We start from the raw sequence: 22,423 nt of genomic DNA, 5'->3' as shown, positions 1-22,423 counted from the left end.
CCGGCATATTACTCTTCGCTATCACCGCTGCTGGCACGGCGAGGAGAGTCGATCTCAACACGATCGATACGCTGCAAACCGCGCATCAACGTACCGCGGCGTCCACGTTCGCCAGTGACTTTCTGTAACTCTTCCGGGCGCAGTTTAATTTTGCGTTTCCCAACATGAATGGTCAGCGTGCTTTGCGGCGGCAGAACGTACAATTGCGCCAGACCATCTTCTCCACGCGCGGCTTCTGCCGATGGAATGTTGATAATCTTGTTGCCTTTGCCCTTCGACAGCTGCGGCAGATCACTTACCGGGAACATCAACATACGGCCTGCCTGAGTGATTGCCAGCAGCATATCGGAAGCATCTTCAATCACCACCGGCGGCATAACATGGGCATTTTCCGGTAAGGTGATCAAAGCCTTACCTGCACGGTTACGCGCCACCAGATCGTTAAAGGTGCAGACGAAACCGTAACCCGCATCGGAAGCCATCAGCAGTTTCTGATCGTCGCTTTCCATCAGCATATGGTCAACGGTCGCCCCAGGCGGCAACGTTAATTTGCCGGTGAGCGGCTCGCCCTGACCACGCGCCGACGGCAGCGTAATCGGGTCAATGGCATAGCTACGACCGGTGGAATCAACAAACACTACCGGTTGGTTGCTCTTACCTTTCACCGCCGCTTTGAAGCTATCACCCGCTTTATAATTCAGGCCCGGCGCGTCGATATCATGGCCTTTAGCGCTGCGTACCCAGCCCATCTGCGACAGCACAATGGTGACAGGTTCAGACGGCAGCATGTCGTGCTCGCTCATCGCTTTCGCTTCTTCGCGTTCCTGCAACGGCGAACGACGATCGTCACCGTAGGCTTGCGCGTCTGCCTGCAGTTCTTTCTTCAGCAGGTTATTCATTTTACGCTCGGAAGCCAAAATGCCCTGCAACTGGTCGCGCTCTTTTTCCAGTTCACTCTGCTCACCGCGAATCTTCATCTCTTCCAGTTTGGCAAGATGACGCAGTTTCAGTTCGAGGATCGCTTCCGCCTGGGTTTCCGTAAGGCCAAACCGCGACATCAGCGCCGGTTTCGGTTCATCTTCATTACGAATGATCTCAATCACTTCGTCGATATTGAGAAACGCCACCAGCAAACCTTCGAGGATATGCAGGCGCTTGAGGACTTTCTCCAGACGATAGTTCAGTCGGCGGCGCACGGTATCGCGGCGGAACACCAGCCATTCGGAGAGGATTTCCAGCAGGTTTTTCACCGCCGGACGACCATCCAGACCGATCATATTAAGGTTAATACGATAGCTCTTTTCCAGATCGGTGGTAGCGAAGAGGTGGTTCATCACCTGATCCATATCCACGCGGTTGGAACGCGGCACAATCACCAGGCGGGTCGGGTTCTCGTGGTCAGATTCATCGCGCAGATCGTCAACCATCGGCAGCTTTTTGTTGCGCATTTGCGCAGCAATTTGCTCCAGTACGCGCGCACCTGAAACCTGATGCGGCAATGCGCTGATAACCACCGCGCCATCTTCTTTCTTCCACACCGCGCGCATACGCACTGAACCACGTCCGTTCTCGTAGATTTTACGGATCTCGGCGCGCGAAGTGATAATTTCCGCTTCAGTCGGATAATCCGGCCCCTGCACGATATCCAGCAGCTGATCGAGCGTGGTTTTCGGCTGGTCGATTAATGCGATTGCCGCCTGAGCCACTTCACGCAGGTTATGCGGTGGAATATCGGTCGCCATGCCGACGGCAATACCGGTGGTGCCGTTAAGCAAAATGTTTGGCAGACGGGCAGGTAGCATTTTCGGCTCCTGCAAAGTGCCGTCGAAGTTTGGCACCCAGTCAGCCGTCCCCTGCCCCAGCTCGCTCAATAGCAGCTCGGAATATTTCGACAACCGGGATTCGGTGTAACGCATTGCCGCGAACGATTTCGGATCGTCCGGCGCGCCCCAGTTCCCCTGACCATCAACCAGCGGATAACGGTAAGAGAACGGTTGCGCCATCAGGACCATCGCTTCATAACAGGCGCTATCGCCGTGCGGATGGTATTTACCCAGTACGTCACCGACGGTACGGGCCGATTTTTTAAATTTGGCGCTGGCATTCAGGCCCAGTTCAGACATCGCATACACAATGCGGCGCTGAACAGGTTTCAGACCATCACCAATAAACGGCAACGCACGGTCCATGATCACGTACATGGAGTAGTTTAAGTAGGCGTTTTCCGTAAATTCATGTAGCGCAAGGCGCTCTGCCATATCGCTCATTAATTCTGATTCCTCAACTTATTCGCCAGCCTTCAAAGGGGCAATATTGCCGGAGATACTACATTATCTGCCGCGTCGAGTCACAGGAGATCAACGTGAATAGCGCCGCCGGACGTGCTCCGACGGCGATAAAGGCATCAATGTGCCTTGATATACAACTCTTTGCTGTAGACATAATCCTGGGGATTATGCAGCGGAAAACCGCCAACGTAGGGTTTAAGCAGTTTGATTAACGGCTGATAGTAGATAGGAATCAGCGGTGCCTGTTGGTTGATGATCACTTCTGCCTGCTGATACAACGCATTACGCTTTGTCGCATCAGTGATCTGCGTGGCCTGGTTTAGTAAGGCGTCATACTGCGCATTTTTCCAGTGACCGACGTTTTCTTCACTATCGCTTTTGAGCGTGTTCAGGAAGCTGGAAGCATCATTGTACGTCGCATCCCACGACTGCCGAGACAGCATGAAATCACCGGCTCGTCGGGCATCAAGATAGGTTTTCCACTCCATTGTGCGCAGCGTCACCTGTGCACCCAGCCATTTTTTCCATTCGGAAGACAACGCTATCGCGGTCTTTTCATGCAGATCGTACTTGTTGTAGAACAGCTCAAAGCGTAGCGGATGAGAGGCGTCGTATCCCGCCTGTTTCAGCAAGGCTTTTGCCATCGCGACGCGCTCACTCATTGGCTTTTGCAGTTCATCGAACGTCGTCGCGCTAAAGCCTTTTACCTCTGGCGGCGTCAGCGTGGTTGCGGGCGTTCTCAACCCCAGTACCTTTTGCGCAATAAGCTGTCGATCAACCGTAAGATATAGCGCCCGACGCACTCGCACATCGTTAAATGGCGGTTTCTCAAGGTTGAAGTTGTAATATTCGCTGTTCAGACGCGGAATAATTCGTAGCTCGCCAGGCAGTGATTTTTCAATGGCGGGAATTTGCTGCGCCGGAACCCAGGTGAGATCGACCTCTCCCGCGCGATAGCGGTTATAGCCGGTGACCGAATTATCTAGCGCCAGATACTCAACCTGTTGCAATACTGTATGTTGCGCATCGCGGTACTTTGGATTTTTGCGTGCAGTAATCTTTTCGTTAACTACCCACTGATCAAGCACAAAGGCACCGTTGTAAACCATGTTCTCTGGCTTACTCCAGCTATCGCCATGTTTAGCGATGACATGATGAGGAACCGGGAACAGCGTCGGCCAGGCGAGCATCGTCGTGAACCAAGGAACCGGCTGCTCAAGCGTAACTTCAAGAGTACGATCATCCGTCGCTTTGACACCCAGCGATGTAACATCTGCTTTACCCGCAACAATAGCTGCGGCATTGTTAATGTGCGCCTGTGCCAGATAGCCAGCAAAAGGGCTTGCCGTTTTCGGGTCAACCGCGCGCTGCCAGCCGAGGACAAAATCCTCTGCCGTCAGAGGCTGACCGTCGGACCACTGCAAACCGCTACGCAGATGGAAAATATAGCGCTTGCCGCCGTCCAGTATCTCCCAGCGTTCAGCCTGAGCGGGCTGCACCTGGCCTTCACCGTCCATCCATACCAGACCTTCAAACAGATCCAGCACAATCTGCGCGGCAGTATTCTCCTCCACCTTTTGCGGGTCGAGCGTACCTGGGTCGCTATGATTGTTGTAACGAAAGACTTGTTGCGGGGCGAGCGGTGTGTTGGCGGGAACGTCAGCAGCGTAGAGAGGAGCCGCACTTACCAGGCTGACCAGCCATAATAAATTTCGCGTATACATGGTATTCCTTACCGGAGAAATTATAAGCCCAACAACAATACGCCTGTGGCATTGTTCGCTCAAACTTATCGCGAGTGATTTGGCTCACACTCCGGTAAAGAAAAAAGCGAGTTGCCCCCGCTTTTCCATTAATTAACGGATTTCATTCAATAGTTCTGGATGCTTATCCAGAACACGTAAAAGTTTGATTGTGGAAGGATGAGGTTGGGCATTGCCTTTTTCGTAACGCGAAAACGCATTTACACCTCCCCCAAAAATTTCGCTTGCCTCTTTTTGGGTAAGAGAGAGCTTTTTTCGAACCTTCACTATAAATTCAGGTGCCACTGTTTCGGCATTCACCGAAGCCCGAAATGCCTTTACTTGCGCCATGAAAGCATCTGACTCTTCTTTATTCATGATGCTCTCTTCGCAATGGACACAATATAAACCGTGGATACCTTTCAATACTGTTTTTCGTCCACGGAAGGTGTATGGAATATCTTTAATGCCAGAAACCATTTCTCCCTGGTGGCAAACCGGACATTTCATATTACTTCTCCTTAAACGAGACGATCAGTACGTCATGAATTACCGTAATTTTAAGATAAACCTGGCCTGTAACAAGCCTGGGTCTGTAAACATCCTGCCAGATAGTATGATCAGAGTAGGTGGTCATGCTTTTATAAAAGTCGCTCTCTGATAATCCAATGATAACATTACACATACCATCAAAATCCAAACCTAACTCATCTGCATTTAACAGGGCACTACGTGTTGTACGAACTTGCCCGGCATTGACAAGTTTTTTAACCTGACTCAAACGTGTATGTGGTGTGCGTTTTTCCATAACCCCCGCCTCCCTGTTACTTTAGTTATAACCTAAAAGGTTAATTACAGCAATGAAAAAGCACCTAAAAGGTTAGTTAGATGTACGGAGATAGTGACCACACAAAACGTATTCTTTAAGGAAAGTGATTGACCATATAAGAAAGTGGCGCATTAGTAGCGCCAGTTTGAAGCAGGAATTTATAAGGGAAGCTGGAGTCAGGCATCACGCCAACGGCACATAAACATCCGTTTCCAGTCGCTGCTCTGTCACCCCTTCGGCAAGATTGGTGTAGTGAAACAGAATCGGTGCTTTACGCATTTTCTCGCCGCTTGCAGGCAGCCAGTGGCGAATGATGCCCCATACCGTGTGTGAAATATCGTCCAGCTCGCCAACGTGGCGGGCCACGGCATAACGTCCACCGGTAAGTTCACCATTGCTCACACCATAACGATTATCGGGAATCGGTTCGCTAACGCTGCCGCAGATATCAAAGCGAAACGCTTCCGGTGCGGTGGTGGCAGGGTCGTCCCAGGCGACGCCAAAAGTCTGGCTTTGGTTAACAGGAGAAAGCCCCGTCTCTTTACGCCACATGATAAATTTCGCCACGCTGTAGTTGAGCAATTCAGGGCTACAGCGGTGCGGCAACATCGCCACAGGTATTGATGGGAAATCGATAATGTTTACATCCAGTGTCAGGTTTGTCATTTTGCCTCCCTGCGAAATTATTCCCGGGAACGCGTCCCGGGAGCGGTAACAATTACGGATTTACTTTGCGGATCTGTTTGACGTCAATTTCAACAGAATTCCAGTCTTTATCGACTTCACCCTGAATCTCAACCGTATCTTTCGGCGTCACCGTCACGCCGTTCCAGCGTTTGTGGTCGATATCAACATTGATAGTACCGCTGGCATCTTTGAACACGTAGAGATCGTCAGAGATGCGTTCAACGATATTGCCGCGCAGGGTTACCCAGGTGTCGTCACGCAGGGATTTTGCGCTTTCTACAGTCGTTACGCTGCCGTTCGGCCCCTGGAATCCTCCGGCCTGACTTTGCGTTGCCGATGGGCCAGAAAAACCGCCCTGCTCTGCTGCCATCACCGGTGCGCTGCACAGGGCCATTACTGCGATTACTGCTGCGAATTTTTTCATGTTTATTACTCCCTTTAATGTCTGTTTCCGAGCATTTAACAAGATAGTCCTTAACAACTTCTTAAGGGAAAAAAATAAAATTTAGTGCTGTACAGAGCGCGTTACAACACGGTTTACTGGCAGCAAATACGGTTATCGCAGGGATGAAAAAATGCGAATTTTACTGATAGAAGATGACATGCTGATTGGCGACGGCATCAAAACGGGCCTTAGTAAAATGGGTTTTAGCGTCGACTGGTTTACACAAGGTCGTCAGGGAAAAGAGGCGCTTTATAGCGCACCTTATGATGCGGTGATCCTGGATTTAACCTTACCAGGCATGGATGGTCGCGATATTTTGCGCGAATGGCGAGAAAAAGGTCAGCGTGAGCCGGTACTGATCCTGACCGCGCGCGATGCGCTGGCGGAACGTGTAGAAGGGCTGCGTCTGGGAGCTGACGATTATCTGTGTAAACCTTTTGCGTTGATAGAAGTCGCCGCCAGGCTGGAAGCTCTGATGCGCCGAACCAACGGCCAGGCCAGCAACGAGCTGCGCCACGGTAACGTCATGCTCGACCCCGGCAAACGTATCGCCACGCTGGCTGGCGAACCCTTAACACTGAAACCAAAAGAATTTGCCCTGCTGGAATTACTGATGCGTAACGCTGGTCGGGTACTGTCGCGCAAACTGATTGAAGAGAAACTGTATACCTGGGACGAAGAGGTCACCAGTAATGCCGTTGAAGTGCATGTGCATCATCTGCGACGCAAACTCGGTAGTGATTTTATTCGTACCGTGCATGGTATTGGTTACACATTAGGTGAGAAATGAAATTTACCCAACGTCTTAGTCTGCGCGTCAGGCTGACGCTAATCTTTTTAATTCTGGCCTCGGTGACCTGGCTGCTTTCCAGCTTTGTCGCCTGGAAACAAACAACGGATAACGTCGATGAATTGTTCGACACCCAACTGATGCTGTTTGCCAAGCGGTTAAGTACGCTCGATCTCAACGAAATCAACGCGGCGGATCGCATGGCACAGACGCCAAATAGATTAAAACACGGTCATGTTGATGACGATGCGCTGACCTTTGCCATCTTTACCCACGACGGCAGAATGGTCCTTAATGATGGCGATAACGGAGAAGATATTCCCTATAGCTATCAACGGGAAGGTTTTGCTGACGGGCAACTGGTCGGTGAAGACGATCCTTGGCGTTTTGTCTGGATGACCTCACCTGATGGCAAATATCGCATCGTTGTTGGCCAGGAATGGGAATACCGTGAAGACATGGCGCTGGCGATTGTTGCCGGGCAATTGATCCCGTGGCTGGTCGCACTGCCGATTATGTTAATCATCATGATGGTACTACTGGGTCGTGAACTCGCGCCGCTGAACAAACTGGCGCTGGCACTACGTATGCGTGACCCTGACTCGGAAAAACCACTAAACGCGACTGGCGTACCCAGCGAAGTGCGGCCACTGGTTGAGTCGCTAAATCAACTGTTCGCCCGCACACATGCGATGATGGTTCGTGAACGACGCTTTACCTCCGACGCAGCTCACGAACTTCGTAGCCCGTTAACGGCGCTGAAAGTGCAAACCGAAGTTGCGCAGCTCTCTGACGATGATCCGCAGGCGCGGAAAAAAGCACTGCTCCAATTACATTCCGGGATCGATCGCGCTACTCGTCTGGTTGATCAACTGCTCACGCTATCGCGGCTGGACTCACTGGATAACCTTCAGGACGTCGCGGAGATCCCGCTTGAAGATCTCCTGCAATCGTCGGTGATGGATATTTACCACACGGCGCAGCAGGCGAAAATTGACGTGCGACTGACACTCAATGCCCACAGCATCAAACGCACCGGGCAACCGCTATTGCTAAGTTTGTTGGTGCGAAATTTGCTGGATAACGCCGTGCGCTACAGTCCACAGGGCAGCGTGGTAGACGTCACGCTGAATGCTGATAATTTCATCGTGAGGGATAACGGCCCCGGTGTGACACCAGAGGCACTGGCGCGAATTGGCGAACGCTTCTATCGCCCACCCGGACAAACCGCTACCGGCAGCGGGCTTGGGCTATCGATTGTCCAGCGAATCGCCAAATTGCATGGCATGAATGTTGAATTTGGGAATGCGGAACAAGGTGGATTTGAGGCGAAGGTAAGCTGGTAACTTCTCTGTCTATGAGAGCCGTTAAAACGACTCTCATAGATTTTACTAATAGCAAAATATAAACCGTCCCCAAAAAAGCCACCAACCACAAACCAGACAAATACCGAGCGAGAATACATATACCCAAAACTCGAACATTTCCCGCATAAAGAGTTTTCTTAAGATAAGAATAATAAGTGGCGTAAGAAGAAAAAATGCTGCAATCATTGCTTGCAATATACGATCTTCGCCTGAAACGGAAGGTATACTGCAAATATTTCCTCCCGACTCAAGCATCCAGTCATACTTATTGAAAGCAAAAAAAGAATCTATTAACCAATAAGTAAGCATTATATATAGCAATGCTTCAAATATTGTTTTAATTTTCTGCTTTAACATATATCAGTACGCTCATAAAAATCCATTTATAATTATCAACATGACACGTTGATACTTTCATCTTTTACTTATTCAAAGCCATATTTTCAATCCCCAAAAAAACCGAACCAAACGTGTAAATTATTCCGGTGCGAGTAAGAATTATGAGGAATGGCTATCAGTATTGTCATTTTCAGAAAATATTTATCCTGCATCGGTGAGTCAGAGTAAGATCAGACTTTTGCTAAATTCGCAAAAGACTTTGCACATTTTGCTAATTTCACCGTACCGCTCTGTGACGTACTATAGTCGGCAAACGTCTCACCTTGAGGTTAAAAAATGAGCAACATCCTGATTATCAACGGCGCGAAAAAATTCGCCCACTCCAATGGTCAACTGAACGACACCCTGACCGAAGTCGCGGATGGCACACTGCGCGACCTTGGGCATGATGTCCGCATCGTTCGCGCCGACAGCGACTACGATGTCAAAGCGGAAGTACAAAACTTTCTCTGGGCTGATGTGGTGATCTGGCAGATGCCAGGCTGGTGGATGGGCGCGCCGTGGACAGTGAAAAAATACATTGATGATGTATTCACCGAAGGTCACGGGACGCTGTATGCCAGCGATGGTCGTACCCGCAAAGATCCGTCGAAAAAATACGGTTCCGGCGGCCTGGTACAGGGCAAAAAATATATGCTTTCTCTGACCTGGAACGCACCAATGGAAGCCTTCACCGAAAAAGATCAGTTCTTCCACGGCGTTGGCGTTGACGGTGTGTATCTGCCGTTCCATAAAGCAAACCAATTCCTCGGTATGGAACCGCTGCCGACATTTATCGCTAATGACGTGATAAAAATGCCTGATGTTCCCCGCTATACTGAAGAATATCGCAAGCATCTTGTGGAAATTTTTGGTTAACTAGAGCTCAGGCTTTAGAAGGAGTTAACCATGCTTACCGTAATCGCAGAAATCCGTACTCGTCCTGGTCAACATCACCGTCAGGCGGTATTGGATCAGTTTGCTAAAATCGTTCCAACCGTACTGAAAGAAGAAGGTTGCCACGGCTATGCGCCAATGGTGGATTGCGCAGCTGGCGTGAGTTTCCAGTCTATGGCACCGGATTCTATCGTGATGATTGAGCAGTGGGAAAGCATCGCGCATCTTGAAGCGCATCTGCAAACCCCGCACATGAAGGCGTATAGCGAAGCCGTAAAAGGTGACGTGCTGGAGATGAATATCCGTATTCTGCAGCCAGGGATTTAATCCTGCCTTGTTTGCCCGGCCATCCTGACCGGGCAATGTTCTTTCCTTTAAACCTCAATCTCCGCCATGTCGCCTTTCTCTTGCAACCAGTTGCGGCGATCTTCCGAGCGTTTCTTCGCCAGCAGCATATCCATCATCGCGTCAGTACGCTGATCGTCTTCATCATCGATAGTCAACTGCACCAGACGGCGAGTGTTCGGATCAAGCGTGGTTTCGCGCAATTGCATCGGGTTCATTTCCCCCAGACCTTTAAAACGCTGGACGTTCGGCTTGCCTTTCTTGCGTTTTAATTGCTCAAGTACGCCCTCTTTCTCTTCTTCCGTCAGCGCGTAATAAACCTCTTTCCCGAGATCAATACGGTAGAGCGGTGGCAGTGCGACGTAAACGTGACCGTGTTTCACCAACGCGCGGAAATGTTTTACGAACAAAGCGCAGAGCAGCGTGGCAATGTGCAGACCATCAGAGTCCGCATCCGCGAGGATACAGATTTTGCCATAACGAAGCTGGCTCAGATCGTCGCTGTCAGGATCGATACCGATCGCTACCGAAATATCGTGCACTTCCTGCGAAGCCAGCACTTCGTCGGAAGAGACTTCCCAGGTGTTAAGGATCTTACCTTTCAGTGGCATGATCGCCTGATATTCGCGATCGCGCGCCTGCTTGGCAGATCCGCCTGCGGAGTCACCTTCCACAAGGAACAGCTCGGTACGGTTAAGGTCCTGCGCGGTACAATCAGCCAGTTTGCCAGGCAACGCCGGGCCGCTGGTCAGCTTTTTACGCACCACTTTTTTGGCCGCACGCATACGGCGCTGGGCGCTGGAAATCGCCATCTCCGCCAGCAGTTCAGCCGCCTGAACGTTCTGGTTCAGCCACAGGATAAAGGCATCTTTCACCACGCCAGAAACGAATGCCGCGCATTGACGCGAAGAGAGACGCTCTTTCGTCTGCCCGGCAAACTGCGGATCCTGCATTTTTACTGACAGCACATAGGCGCAGCGATCCCAGATATCTTCCGCCGACAGCTTTACACCGCGCGGCAGAATATTGCGGTATTCACAGAACTCACGCATCGCGTCCAACAGGCCCTGACGCAGACCATTAACATGGGTACCGCCCTGCATCGTTGGGATAAGGTTGACGTAGCTTTCGGTCAGCAGTTCACCGCCTTCCGGCAGCCACAGTAGCGCCCAGTCCACAGCTTCAGTATCACCAGCGAAATTACCGATAAACGGTTTTTCCGGCAGCGTCGGCAGACCATTTACCGCTTCCGCCAGGTAATCATTCAGACCGTCCTGATAGCACCAGCGTTGTTCGGTATTGTTGATCTCATCTTTAAAAGTGATCTCAACGCCAGGGCACAATACCGCTTTGGCTTTCAGCACATGCGTCAGGCGTGAAACAGAAAATCGCGGGCTGTCAAAGAAGGTTTCATCCGGCCAGAAGTGCACACTGGTACCAGTATTGCGTTTACCGCAAGTGCCGACAACCTGTAAATCCTGCACCTTTTCGCCATTTTCAAAGGCGATGTTATAAACCTGACCATCGCGGCGCACGTTAACTTCTACGCGCTTCGACAGGGCGTTAACCACCGAAATCCCCACGCCATGCAGGCCGCCAGAGAACTGGTAATTTTTGTTAGAGAATTTACCGCCTGCATGCAGACGGCAAAGAATCAGTTCAACCGCCGGTACACCCTCTTCCGGGTGAATATCCACCGGCATCCCGCGCCCATCGTCAATAACTTCTAACGACTGGTCAGCATGTAAAATAACGTCCACGCGTTTTGCGTGACCCGCCAGTGCTTCATCCACACTGTTATCAATGACTTCTTGCCCCAAATGGTTAGGGCGAGTGGTATCGGTATACATCCCCGGACGGCGGCGAACCGGCTCAAGCCCGGTGAGTACCTCAATGGCATCAGCGTTATAAGTTTGCGTCATGGTTTAAGTTAGTAATTCGAGTTGATCGTCAGAGATGGTGCAGACCAAGAAAATCGACGATCGGGTTGAAATAATCTTCGAAGCCCGTGAATGCGTGGTTGCCGCCTTCTATGACAGTCTGGCGGCAGGAAGCGTAGTACGCCACCGCCTGGCGGTAATCCAGCACTTCATCTCCCGTCTGTTGCAGCAGCCAGATCAAATCCGGCGCTTCCAGCGGGTCAATCTGCATGACTTTAAGATCGTAAATATGGCGTGACTCTAGCACATATTGCTGCCCGGTGTAGGGGTTCTCGTTCTGACCGAGATAGTCCGTCAGCAGTTCAAACGGGCGCACCGCCGGGTTTACCACCACTGCGGGCAGCATAAAACATTGTGACAACCAGGTGGCGTAATATCCCCCCAGTGACGAACCGACAATACCCAGCGAATCACCGCCATGTTCCAGGACAATGGATTCCAGCAGCTCTGCCGCGTCGGAAGGATACGGCGGCAACTGCGGAATGATCATCTCAACGTCAGGGTGATGTTCCGCCAGCCAGTTTTTTAACAAGCTCGCTTTTGCAGAGCGCGGCGAGCTGTTGAAACCGTGTAAATAAAGAAGCGTAGACATCAGTAGCCTTCTGAAGCGGTATCAGGTTGGAAACGTGTGTCCGCCAGGCGATGCACCTCGGTGGTCAGCGTGCCATCAGCATGTAACTCGAGAGTACGCCAGCCGGGCGCGATGGTATCCAGCGTAAAGTTGGAACAGTGCGGCTTAAACTGCACACAGGTCGACGGCGTTGCCAGCAGGCGGCGACCATTCCAGTCGAGATCCAGCTCCTGATGAATATGACCGCACAGCAAGTATTTGACGTGCGGAAACTTCGCCAGCACGGTATCCAGTTCGCCCGCGTTACGCAGACTGTGTTGATCGAGCCAACTACAACCCGCAGGTAGCGGATGATGATGCAGCAGCAGCAACGTATGGCGTTCTGGCGCATCGGCCAGTTTACGTTCCAGCCACTCAAGCTGAAACTCGCTCAGCTCACCGTGCGGCACGCCAAACACCTGGCTATCCAGCAACAGGATTTGCCATTGCTCACCAATAAACACGCGCTTCGCCGGGGAGATACCCGCATCCTGTAACGCGCTGTACATCGCGGGCTGGAAATCGTGGTTGCCCGGCAGCCAGACGCAGGGCGCACGAAAACTTGCGATGCCTTCAGCGAAATGCTGATAGGCCGCAGAGGATTGATCCTGCGCTAAATCACCTGTCGCGACAATCAGGTCGAATTCGTGCTGGTGTGGCCGAATCGCCTCCAGCACCGCCTGGTAACTCTCCCAGGTGTTTACCCCTAACAGGGCTTCGTGCTTTTGTGCAAACAGGTGAGTGTCGGTAATTTGTAAAATCCTGACTCTGGCCTCACCAGCCAGAGGAAGGGTTAACAGGCTTTCCAAATGGTGTCCTTAGGTTTCACGACGCTAATAAACCGGAATCGCCATCGCTCCATGTGCTAAACAGTATCGCAACCAGTCCGCTAAAAACTGATTAATTTGATGCTTTTCGTCGCGTTGATGCAACTTTTTATTAGGATAATCATACCGCGCTTTGAAGCGAAAAATCTGCTGGCTTGAACACACTTCAGCCACCATCGCGTCATGATACAGACGCACCGTCATTGACGGAAGGCTCCAGTAACTGATCGCGGGCGCAGTCTGTTCTATTGTCACCAGGGTAGTGTATCGGGTCGATTCCACAATCGTCAGCCGATATTGTGCGTTTGCCACCTGATAGCTTACAGTTTCGCCGGGTGCGTCATTGCGCGGTAACAAACGGCGCAATTGTGAAAAGTTCATCTCGCACAGGCGCATCATTTCAGGAAAGTCAGGTGTGTAACGCTTCATTTATGCCCACTCATTTTTTAACGCTTGATGATGCAGCTGCAGCCATTGCAAAGCGATGACCGACGCTGCGTTGTCGATTTTCCCCTCTTCTACCCACTGGTATGCCTGTTCCCGGCTTACCACATGAACGCGAATATCTTCGTTTTCATCAGCCAGACCGTGAATACCGCTTGCGGTCGTGGCGTCCACTTCGCCCACCATAATTGACGAACGCTCACTGGTGCCCCCCGGGCTTGCCAGGAAACTTAACACCGGTTTGGTCCGTTTGACTATCAGTCCCGCCTCTTCAATCGCTTCGCGACGGGCAACATCTTCCACACTTTCACCCTCTTCAATCATCCCGGCAACCATCTCCAGTAGCCAAGGGGTTTCGCTGGTGTCGTACGCGGCAATCCGAATCTGCTCAATCAGCACAACTTCATCACGCACTGGGTCAAAGGGTAGCAAGACTGCGGCGTGACCGCGCTCAAAAATTTCCCGCCGCACCTCATGACTCATTTGCCCGTTGAATAGACGATGACGAAATCTATAAAGATCTAATGAAAAAAAGCCGCGATAAAGTGTTTCTCGTGCAATAATTTCTACATCGTTTTTGCCAAATGTAACGGGCAGGTTGTCTGGCTTAAGCATTGTTAATGTCCTGGCACTAATAGTGAATTAAATGTGAATTTCAGCGACGTTTGACTGCCGTTTGAGCAGTCATGTGTTAAATTGAGGCACATTAACGCCCTATGGCACGTAACGCCAACCTTTTGCGGTAGCGGCTTCTGCTAGAATCCGCAATAATTTTACAGTTTGATCGCGCTAAATACTGCTTCACCACAAGGAATGCAAATGAAGAAATTGCTCCCCATTCTTATCGGCCTGAGCCTTTCTGGGTTCAGTTCGTTGAGCCAGGCCGAGAACCTGATGCAAGTTTATCAGCAAGCACGCCTTAGTAACCCGGAATTGCGTAAGTCTGCCGCCGATCGTGATGCTGCCTTTGAAAAAATTAATGAAGCGCGCAGTCCATTACTGCCACAGCTAGGTTTAGGTGCAGATTACACCTATAGCAACGGCTACCGCGACGCGAACGGCATCAACTCTAACGCGACCAGTGCGTCCTTGCAGTTAACTCAATCCATTTTTGATATGTCGAAATGGCGTGCGTTAACGCTGCAGGAAAAAGCAGCAGGGATTCAGGACGTCACGTATCAGACCGATCAGCAAACCTTGATCCTCAACACCGCGACCGCTTATTTCAACGTGTTGAATGCTATTGACGTTCTTTCCTATACACAGGCACAAAAAGAAGCGATCTACCGTCAATTAGATCAAACCACCCAACGTTTTAACGTGGGCCTGGTAGCGATCACCGACGTGCAGAACGCCCGCGCACAGTACGATACCGTGCTGGCGAACGAAGTGACCGCACGTAATAACCTTGATAACGCGGTAGAGCAGCTGCGCCAGATCACCGGTAACTACTATCCGGAACTGGCTGCGCTGAATGTCGAAAACTTTAAAACCGACAAACCACAGCCGGTTAACGCGCTGCTGAAAGAAGCCGAAAAACGCAACCTGTCGCTGTTACAGGCACGCTTGAGCCAGGACCTGGCGCGCGAGCAAATTCGCCAGGCGCAGGATGGTCACTTACCGACTCTGGATTTAACGGCTTCTACCGGGATTTCTGACACCTCTTATAGCGGTTCGAAAACCCGTGGTGCCGCTGGTACCCAGTATGACGATAGCAATATGGGCCAGAACAAAGTTGGCCTGAGCTTCTCGCTGCCGATTTATCAGGGCGGAATGGTTAACTCGCAGGTGAAACAGGCACAGTACAACTTTGTCGGTGCCAGCGAGCAACTGGAAAGTGCCCATCGTAGCGTCGTGCAGACCGTGCGTTCCTCCTTCAACAACATTAATGCATCTATCAGTAGCATTAACGCCTACAAACAAGCCGTAGTTTCCGCTCAAAGCTCATTAGACGCGATGGAAGCGGGCTACTCGGTCGGTACGCGTACCATTGTTGATGTGTTGGATGCGACCACCACGTTGTACAACGCCAAGCAAGAGCTGGCGAATGCGCGTTATAACTACCTGATTAATCAGCTGAATATTAAGTCAGCTCTGGGTACGTTGAACGAGCAGGATCTGCTGGCACTGAACAATGCGCTGAGCAAACCGGTTTCCACTAATCCGGAAAACGTTGCACCGCAAACGCCGGAACAGAATGCTATTGCTGATGGTTATGCGCCTGATAGCCCGGCACCAGTCGTTCAGCAAACATCCGCACGCACTACCACCAGTAACGGTCATAACCCTTTCCGTAACTGATGACGACGACGGGGCTTCGGCCCCGTCTGAACGTAAGGCAACGTAAAGATACGGGTTATCTGCCGCATTCTTCCCCCTTCTCGCTTCAATTTCGACCAGCCATCCTCTATTCTGATGGGTATTTACCACTGGTCCCGGAAGACAAAAATGAAACGGACAAAATCCATACGCCACGCATCGTTCCGCAAAAACTGGAGCGCACGCCATCTGACACCAGTCGCTCTCGCGGTTGCCACTGTTTTTATGCTGGCTGGCTGTGAAAAGAGTGATGAAACAGTGTCTCTCTATCAAAATGCTGACGACTGTTCAGCTGCAAACCCAGGCAAAAGCGCCGAATGTACCACCGCGTACAACAATGCGCTGAAAGAAGCCGAACGTACTGCGCCGAAATACGCCACCCGTGAAGACTGTGTTGCTGAATTTGGTGAAGGTCAGTGCCAGCAGGCACCAGCCCAGGCTGGCATGGCACCAGAAAACCAGGCGCAGGCCCAGCAATCCAGCGGGAGTTTCTGGATGCCGCTGATGGCCGGTTACATGATGGGGCGTCTGATGGGCGGCGGCGCGGGATTTGCACAGCAGCCGCTGTTCTCCTCGAAAAACCCAGCCAGTCCGGCTTACGGTAAATATACCGACGCGACGGGTAAAAACTATGGCGCAGCCCAGCCAGGCCGCACCATGACCGTACCGAAGACGGCAATGGCACCAAAACCGGCGACCACCACTACCGTTACCCGTGGCGGTTTTGGTGAATCTGTTGCCAAACAAAGCACTATGCAGCGTAGTGCAACCGGTACCTCTTCTCGTTCAATGGGTGGCTGATACCGATGGAAAGAGTCAGTATTACCGAGCGCCCGGACTGGCGTGAGAAAGCCCACGAATACGGTTTCAATTTTCACACCATGTACGGCGAGCCGTACTGGTGTGAAGATGCTTACTACAAGTTGACCCTCGCCCAGGTTGAAAAGCTGGAAGAAGTCACCGCCGAACTGCACCAGATGTGCCTGAAAGTGGTGGAAAAAGTGATCGCCAGCGATGAGCTGATGACCAAATTCCGCATTCCAAAACACACCTGGAGTTTTGTGCGCCAGTCATGGCTGACGCACCAGCCATCGCTTTATTCGCGTCTTGATCTGGCGTGGGATGGCACTGGTGAACCTAAACTTCTGGAAAATAACGCCGATACGCCAACGTCACTATACGAGGCGGCGTTCTTTCAGTGGATCTGGCTGGAAGATCAGCTTAACGCCGGTAACTTGCCGGAGGGCAGCGACCAGTTTAACAGTCTGCAAGAAAAACTGATCGATCGCTTCGTTGAGCTGCGTGAACAGTATGGCTTCCAGTTGCTGCATCTCACCTGCTGTCGCGACACGGTGGAAGATCGCGGAACCATTCAGTATTTGCAGGACTGCGCAACGGAAGCTGAAATTGCTACTGAGTTCCTCTACATCGATGATATCGGGTTAGGTGAAAAAGGTCAGTTCACGGATTTACAGGATCAGGTAATTTCCAACCTGTTCAAACTGTATCCGTGGGAATTTATGTTGCGTGAGATGTTCTCAACCAAGCTGGAGGATGCAGGCGTACGCTGGCTGGAACCGGCGTGGAAGAGCATTATCTCCAACAAGGCACTTCTACCGCTACTGTGGGAGATGTTCCCGAATCACCCGAACCTGCTGCCCGCTTATTTTGCGGAAGATGATCATCCGCAAATGGAAAAATATGTGGTTAAACCGATCTTCTCCCGTGAAGGCGCAAACGTGTCGATCATTGAGAACGGCAAAACCATTGAAGCAGCGGAAGGTCCGTATGGCGAAGAAGGGATGATTGTTCAGCAATTCCACCCGTTACCGAAATTCGGCGACAGCTATATGCTGATTGGTAGCTGGCTGGTGAACGATCAACCCGCCGGAATTGGCATTCGTGAAGACCGTGCATTGATCACCCAGGATATGTCTCGGTTTTATCCACATATTTTTGTTGAATAAGCCACGATACCGGATGGCACTCGCCATCCGGTAATTGTTAGCCTATCTGCACCGACAGCATACTCAGGCTGCCCATTTCTATACCCTCAACCGGAATGGTAATTGGCTCCTGCCCATCCCACGCACCTAACACATACAACAACGGCAAATAATGCTCTGGCGTTGGGTTCGATAACGTGCCACCTTCATGGTCGAGGTAATTCACCAGAGGATGTTGTTCCACTGGCCCTTGCCACGTCAGATTCGCTTTCACATACTCATTAAACGACGTCGCCCACGGATACGGTGAACTATCACCGTGCCACTTCACTGTGCGCAGGTTATGCACCACGTTACCGCTGGCGACCAACATTATTCCTTCATCTCGCAGCGCTGCCAGTTTGCGCCCCATTTCGAAATGCCAGGCGGCAGGTTTGCTACTGTCGATACTCAACTGCACCATCGGGATATCAGCGTCAGGATACATCTTAATCAGCACGCCCCACGAGCCGTGGTCAAAGCCCCAGGCTTCTTTATCCAGCGTCACCGGGATCGGCGCTAACAGCTCAACCAGACGCTGTGCCAGCGCAGGCGAACCCGGAGCAGGATAATGCGTATCGTACAGCGCCTGCGGGAAGCCACCAAAGTCATGAATCGTGGGCGGCGTCTCCATCGCGGTCACTCCTGTTCCACGGGTAAACCAGTGAGCCGAAACCACCACAATCGCTTGCGGGCGTGGCAATGTCATCCCCAACTTCTGCCAGCTGCGGGTATACAAATTATCTTCCAGCACGTTCATCGGACTACCGTGACCTAAAAACAATGCTGGCATACGTGTTGAAGACATGATGATATCCTTAACTAAAGGTGTCATTTTGATATCCTCACAATACGCTTGTTCGGCGGAGTAAGAACCCGGATAACAATGATGATGATCATCAGTTATTTTGACGATCTGCCTGAAGGTGAAGATTTATAAGGAGTTGTCGATGTCAGTACCTCTCATTCTGACCATACTGGCGGGGGCAGCCACGTTTATTGGCGCGTTTCTCGGCGTTCTCGGGCAAAAACCCTCGAACCGCTTACTGGCGTTTTCGCTAGGTTTTGCGGCGGGGATCATGTTGCTCATCTCATTAATGGAAATGCTTCCTGCCGCACTAGCAGCTGAAGGAATGTCGCCTGTGTTGGGTTATGGAATGTTTATCTTCGGTCTGCTTGGCTATTTTGGCCTGGACCGCATGTTGCCACATGCTCATCCGCAGGATTTAATGCAAAAATCGGTGCAGCCGTTGCCAAAATCGATCAAGCGCACAGCCATTCTGCTCACTCTCGGCATCAGTCTGCATAACTTCCCGGAAGGGATTGCCACCTTTGTCACGGCGAGCAGCAACCTGGAGCTGGGATTTGGCATCGCACTGGCCGTCGCGTTGCACAATATCCCTGAAGGTCTGGCAGTGGCAGGCCCGGTTTATGCGGCAACGGGGTCTAAACGCACCGCGATTCTGTGGGCGGGGATTTCTGGACTAGCAGAAATTCTTGGTGGTGTGCTGGCGTGGTTAATCCTCGGTAGCATGATTTCCCCGGTGGTCATGGCGGCAATCATGGCGGCGGTTGCAGGAATTATGGTGGCGCTCTCGGTTGATGAATTAATGCCGCTCGCCAAAGAGATTGACCCTAATAATAACCCCAGCTATGGCGTACTATGTGGAATGTCAGTGATGGGATTCAGTTTAGTGCTGCTACAAACGGCGGGAATTGGTTAAAAACAACATCAGAAGTTGTCCAGCGCATGGACAACTTCTGCCAGCTTCACGAAAGCCTTATTCTACCTTTTCGGCTGTCTCTTCTCTCGTACTGTTTAAGTATTTGTTCCGCGCTTCAAGCAGTGCGTCTCTGTCCTGGCGAAACGCCCGACAATAACGTTTCAAATGCAGGAAATAACCCACCACAACCAGAGCAATCAATACAATCCAGTACCAGGCGATAAACATCCTTTTACCCTTAATATTTAACAATACTAAACATTTAGCGTATAAATTTCACATATCCTTTTTCGGATATATTCATATGGTCGCATAATAACGGAACAATTATATGATTTTGATCATAATGAAAAAGAATGCCTGATATTAATGAAATTTTCTCATAGAAAGAGAAGCGGAATTAACATCTTGCATAGCAGGGAAAAATAAAAACCGAAGCCTGCTACAACTTCGGTTTCTTGATTAAGGCAGTAAATTAAGCAGCGGTTTTCAGCTGGCTTTACGCTCATGTGCCTGACGGTATGCCACCAGGTCTTCAATAGTCACGAGCGCCATATTGTGTTTATTGGCAAACTCAATACACTCTGGTGCACGCGCCATCGTGCCATCGTCATTAGTCAGCTCACACAGTACACCAGCCGGTTTAAAGCCTGCCAGCGTCATCAGATCAATAGTTGCTTCAGTATGACCGCCACGCGTCAGTACACCACCTGCCTGAGCGCGAAGTGGGAAAACGTGGCCAGGACGATTCAGATCTGACGGTTTTGCGCCATCGGCAATCGCTGCGCGAACGGTCGTAATACGGTCAGCGGCAGAAACACCGGTAGTCACACCTTCAGCTGCTTCAATGGTCACGGTAAAACCGGTGCCATAGGCGCTGGTGTTATTTTCTACCATCATTGGCAGATCGAGTTGTTTACGGCGATCTTCAGTAATGCACAGGCAAACAATACCGCTACCGTGGCGAATGGTCAGCGCCATCTGCTCAACAGTCATGGTTTCTGCCGGGAAGATCATATCACCTTCGTTTTCACGGTCTTCATCATCAAGCACCATTACACCGCGTCCTTCACGCAGCGCAGCCAGTGCATTTTCAACACGTTCGAAAGGCGTACCAAAAGAGGAAAGTAGCGTCTGATTCATGGTAAAAAAACCTCACTAAAATTATGGTTACCAGAATCAGGGCAGTCTTAGGAGTGGCGGCATATAGCCAAAATAACGTGAGCGGGTCCATGCCCGACAGAATCGTTACTCTCTCCCATCCGGACTCTAACCGTCGGCCCCGGAATTACACCGGATCTGCTGTCCTTTGAGTTCGCACCCAAAGCGCTCGCGGGCTTTCAACTGAGTTGATTTACCGCCGGTGGGGAATTTCGCCCCGCCCTGAGAATAAGCGGATTCACTATAACGCTAATGATTAGCGGCAGCAACGCATAGCTTCACATAATTCTGGTTTATGACTTACCCTTATCGCACTACAATGGCACTCAACACCTATCAGTACAGGGAAACTACAATGATTGACCCGAAAAAAATTGAGCAAATCGCTCGCCAGGTTCACGAATCAATGCCTAAAGGAATCAGGGAGTTCGGGGAAGATGTGGAGAAAAAAATCCGCCAAACCCTACAAGCGCAGCTGACGCGCCTCGACCTTGTAAGCCGTGAAGAGTTCGACGTCCAAACGCAAGTCCTGTTACGGACTCGTGAAAAACTGGCGCTGCTTGAACAAAGAATCAGCGAACTGGAAAATCGCAGTACTGAGATCAAAAAGCAGCCAGATCCAGAGACTCTCCCCCCAACGCTGTAAACATTCGTCTTTAATGCACTGTAAATTATGAATTAATCCTCTAATTTATAGTGCTTTCTATTACCTTATCGCGTAATCCCATTCAGAAAACCATCACAAAAATGAATGAGTACAATTGAAAGTATAATTGCAATGTATTTTTTAAGTTTTACTTAATCGATATTTAGATAAACTAATTTTATAAAAAACACAAAATAAAATATCATATTTCAATGATTAGTAGTCCTTAAATAACAGTTACTAATCATTCTCTTTTCTACTTATCTTTATATAAAGGAATATTATGTCCGCTTTTAAAAAGTCACTTCTTGTTGCTGGCGTAGCAATGATTCTTTCCAATAACGTGTTTGCTGATGAAGGTCACGGTATTGTTAAATTTAAAGGTGAAGTTATCTCTGCTCCATGTTCTATTAAACCAGGTGACGAAGATTTAACTGTAAATCTGGGTGAAGTAGCAGATACCGTACTGAAAAGCGATCAGAAATCTTTGGCTGAACCTTTCACTATTCACCTGCAGGACTGCATGCTGAGTCAGGGTGGAACTACTTATTCAAAAGCGAAGGTTACTTTCACTACAGCAAATACCATGACGGGTCAGTCTGATCTTCTGAAAAATACCAAAGAAACTGAAATCGGCGGCGCCACTGGCGTTGGCGTACGTATTCTGGACAGCCAGAGCGGCGAAGTAACTTTAGGTACTCCGGTAGTAATTACGTTCAACAATACCAACAGCTATCAGGAACTGAATTTCAAAGCTCGTATGGAATCCCCAAGCAAAGATGCCACCCCGGGCAACGTTTACGCTCAGGCTGACTACAAGATTGCTTACGAGTAATCGCATTTGGCCGGGTTCGCCCGGCCACATCATTAACGGATTAATGATAAGTGGATCAGATGTATAAAAAATTAAAATTAACCACAATAAGCGAATTGATTAAAAATATTTATTGTTCATTATCCGTTATTAGACTGGCCCCCTGAATCTCCAGACAACCAATA

25 protein-coding genes and 1 riboswitch are annotated in these 22,423 nt (G+C 50.3%); of the genes, 10 read left to right on the top strand and 15 right to left on the bottom strand.

Going from position 1 to position 22,423, the window contains the following annotated elements; translation table 11 throughout:
* Positions 1–8: 8 nt before the first annotated feature.
* The 6 genes from parC to ygiW all read right to left on the bottom strand — a co-directional run bounded on the left by parC (position 9) and on the right by ygiW (position 5,970).
* Positions 9–2,267, bottom strand: coding sequence for a DNA topoisomerase IV subunit A (parC, locus tag KXD89_RS03500; RefSeq protein ID WP_001281881.1), 2,259 nt, complete (start codon positions 2,265–2,267; stop codon positions 9–11).
* Between the two features lie 137 nt (positions 2,268–2,404).
* Positions 2,405–4,012, bottom strand: coding sequence for an ABC transporter substrate-binding protein (locus KXD89_RS03495; protein WP_001295629.1), 1,608 nt, complete (start codon positions 4,010–4,012; stop codon positions 2,405–2,407).
* Positions 4,013–4,144: 132 nt separating this feature from the next.
* Complete coding sequence (mqsA, locus tag KXD89_RS03490) at positions 4,145–4,540, bottom strand: type II toxin-antitoxin system antitoxin MqsA (RefSeq protein ID WP_000650107.1); 396 nt, start codon at positions 4,538–4,540, stop codon at positions 4,145–4,147.
* Between the two features lies 1 nt (position 4,541).
* Entirely contained in the window at positions 4,542–4,838 is a 297-nt protein-coding gene (gene mqsR, locus KXD89_RS03485) for a type II toxin-antitoxin system toxin MqsR (protein WP_000415584.1), read from the bottom strand.
* A gap of 204 nt (positions 4,839–5,042) precedes the next feature.
* The gene (locus tag KXD89_RS03480; protein WP_000183505.1) at positions 5,043–5,525 is read right to left on the bottom strand and encodes a GyrI-like domain-containing protein; all 483 of its coding nucleotides are present in this window, start codon (positions 5,523–5,525) and stop codon (positions 5,043–5,045) included.
* Positions 5,526–5,577: 52 nt separating this feature from the next.
* Entirely contained in the window at positions 5,578–5,970 is a 393-nt protein-coding gene (gene ygiW / locus KXD89_RS03475) for an OB fold stress tolerance protein YgiW (RefSeq protein WP_000712658.1), read from the bottom strand.
* Positions 5,971–6,121: 151 nt separating this feature from the next.
* Between ygiW and qseB the strand changes: the two genes are divergently transcribed.
* Positions 6,122–6,781, top strand: a complete 660-nt coding sequence (gene qseB, locus KXD89_RS03470; RefSeq protein ID WP_001221495.1) for a quorum sensing response regulator transcription factor QseB — start codon at positions 6,122–6,124, stop codon at positions 6,779–6,781.
* Entirely contained in the window at positions 6,778–8,127 is a 1,350-nt protein-coding gene (qseC, locus tag KXD89_RS03465; protein WP_000673402.1) for a quorum sensing histidine kinase QseC, read from the top strand. The genes qseB and qseC overlap by 4 nt, the downstream gene beginning before the upstream one ends.
* 45 nt (positions 8,128–8,172) lie before the next feature.
* Here qseC and KXD89_RS03460 read toward each other — a convergent pair whose 3' ends face one another.
* The gene (locus tag KXD89_RS03460) at positions 8,173–8,505 is read right to left on the bottom strand and encodes a DUF2645 family protein (RefSeq protein ID WP_000917684.1); all 333 of its coding nucleotides are present in this window, start codon (positions 8,503–8,505) and stop codon (positions 8,173–8,175) included.
* A 318-nt stretch (positions 8,506–8,823) separates the two neighbouring features.
* On the opposite strand from KXD89_RS03460, the gene mdaB reads away from it, so the two are divergent.
* Both mdaB and KXD89_RS03450 read left to right on the top strand, forming a co-directional pair.
* Positions 8,824–9,405, top strand: coding sequence for an NADPH:quinone oxidoreductase MdaB (gene mdaB, locus KXD89_RS03455; protein WP_000065430.1), 582 nt, complete (start codon positions 8,824–8,826; stop codon positions 9,403–9,405).
* 30 nt (positions 9,406–9,435) lie between these two features.
* A complete protein-coding gene (locus tag KXD89_RS03450; protein WP_000958598.1) occupies positions 9,436–9,750 on the top strand; it encodes a putative quinol monooxygenase in 315 nt (104 codons plus the stop codon).
* Between the two features lie 47 nt (positions 9,751–9,797).
* Here the strand turns inward: KXD89_RS03450 and parE are convergent, their stop codons facing one another.
* From parE to nudF, 5 genes are read right to left on the bottom strand one after another with little or no spacing between them, the layout of a single operon-like run.
* Positions 9,798–11,690 carry a DNA topoisomerase IV subunit B gene (gene parE, locus KXD89_RS03445; RefSeq protein WP_000195296.1) on the bottom strand — a complete coding sequence of 631 codons (1,893 nt, stop codon included), beginning with the start codon at positions 11,688–11,690 and terminating at the stop codon, positions 9,798–9,800.
* Positions 11,691–11,718: 28 nt separating this feature from the next.
* A complete protein-coding gene (yqiA, locus tag KXD89_RS03440) occupies positions 11,719–12,300 on the bottom strand; it encodes an esterase YqiA (RefSeq protein ID WP_000105733.1) in 582 nt (193 codons plus the stop codon).
* Positions 12,300–13,127, bottom strand: coding sequence for a 3',5'-cyclic-AMP phosphodiesterase (cpdA, locus tag KXD89_RS03435; protein ID WP_000444747.1), 828 nt, complete (start codon positions 13,125–13,127; stop codon positions 12,300–12,302). The genes yqiA and cpdA overlap by 1 nt, the downstream gene beginning before the upstream one ends.
* A gap of 24 nt (positions 13,128–13,151) precedes the next feature.
* Positions 13,152–13,574 (bottom strand): DUF1249 family protein, encoded by a 423-nt coding sequence (locus KXD89_RS03430; protein ID WP_000833393.1) that lies wholly within the window; start codon positions 13,572–13,574, stop codon positions 13,152–13,154.
* On the bottom strand, positions 13,575–14,204 hold the full coding sequence (gene nudF, locus KXD89_RS03425; RefSeq protein ID WP_000917117.1) for an ADP-ribose diphosphatase: 630 nt from the start codon (positions 14,202–14,204) through the stop codon (positions 13,575–13,577). It lies immediately after the preceding gene.
* Between the two features lie 204 nt (positions 14,205–14,408).
* Here nudF and tolC point away from each other — a divergent pair, with 204 nt between their 5' ends.
* The 3 genes from tolC (at position 14,409) to KXD89_RS03410 (ending at position 17,875) form a co-directional block, all read left to right on the top strand.
* Complete coding sequence (gene tolC, locus KXD89_RS03420; RefSeq protein ID WP_000735278.1) at positions 14,409–15,890, top strand: outer membrane channel protein TolC; 1,482 nt, start codon at positions 14,409–14,411, stop codon at positions 15,888–15,890.
* Positions 15,891–16,037: 147 nt separating this feature from the next.
* On the top strand, positions 16,038–16,709 hold the full coding sequence (locus tag KXD89_RS03415; protein ID WP_000831543.1) for a DUF1190 family protein: 672 nt from the start codon (positions 16,038–16,040) through the stop codon (positions 16,707–16,709).
* Positions 16,710–16,714: 5 nt separating this feature from the next.
* Entirely contained in the window at positions 16,715–17,875 is a 1,161-nt protein-coding gene (locus KXD89_RS03410; protein WP_000442860.1) for a glutathionylspermidine synthase family protein, read from the top strand.
* 37 nt (positions 17,876–17,912) lie between these two features.
* On the opposite strand, the gene ygiD is transcribed toward KXD89_RS03410, so the two are convergent.
* On the bottom strand, positions 17,913–18,701 hold the full coding sequence (gene ygiD / locus KXD89_RS03405) for a 4,5-DOPA dioxygenase extradiol (RefSeq protein ID WP_001320780.1): 789 nt from the start codon (positions 18,699–18,701) through the stop codon (positions 17,913–17,915).
* 142 nt (positions 18,702–18,843) lie between these two features.
* Between ygiD and zupT the strand changes: the two genes are divergently transcribed.
* Complete coding sequence (gene zupT / locus KXD89_RS03400; RefSeq protein WP_001295627.1) at positions 18,844–19,617, top strand: zinc transporter ZupT; 774 nt, start codon at positions 18,844–18,846, stop codon at positions 19,615–19,617.
* 57 nt (positions 19,618–19,674) lie between these two features.
* Here the strand turns inward: zupT and yqiD are convergent, their stop codons facing one another.
* Together yqiD and ribB are read right to left on the bottom strand one after the other, a co-directional pair.
* The gene (gene yqiD / locus KXD89_RS03395) at positions 19,675–19,845 is read right to left on the bottom strand and encodes a protein YqiD (RefSeq protein WP_000469266.1); all 171 of its coding nucleotides are present in this window, start codon (positions 19,843–19,845) and stop codon (positions 19,675–19,677) included.
* Positions 19,846–20,106: 261 nt separating this feature from the next.
* A complete protein-coding gene (ribB, locus tag KXD89_RS03390; RefSeq protein ID WP_001076997.1) occupies positions 20,107–20,760 on the bottom strand; it encodes a 3,4-dihydroxy-2-butanone-4-phosphate synthase in 654 nt (217 codons plus the stop codon).
* Between the two features lie 103 nt (positions 20,761–20,863).
* A riboswitch (FMN riboswitch) is annotated at positions 20,864–21,012 on the bottom strand.
* Positions 21,013–21,133: 121 nt separating this feature from the next.
* Between ribB and ubiK the strand changes: the two genes are divergently transcribed.
* Positions 21,134–21,424, top strand: a complete 291-nt coding sequence (ubiK, locus tag KXD89_RS03385; protein WP_001295626.1) for a ubiquinone biosynthesis accessory factor UbiK — start codon at positions 21,134–21,136, stop codon at positions 21,422–21,424.
* Between the two features lie 283 nt (positions 21,425–21,707).
* A complete protein-coding gene (locus KXD89_RS03380; RefSeq protein WP_001272145.1) occupies positions 21,708–22,259 on the top strand; it encodes a fimbrial-like protein in 552 nt (183 codons plus the stop codon).
* Positions 22,260–22,423: the final 164 nt, after the last annotated feature.

It is taken from the genome of Escherichia sp. TC-EC600-tetX4, assembly GCF_019356055.1.
Taxonomy (GTDB): Bacteria; Pseudomonadota; Gammaproteobacteria; order Enterobacterales; family Enterobacteriaceae.
Note: the sequence above shows the minus strand (reverse complement) of the source record. Positions and strands in the feature narration are given on the sequence as shown.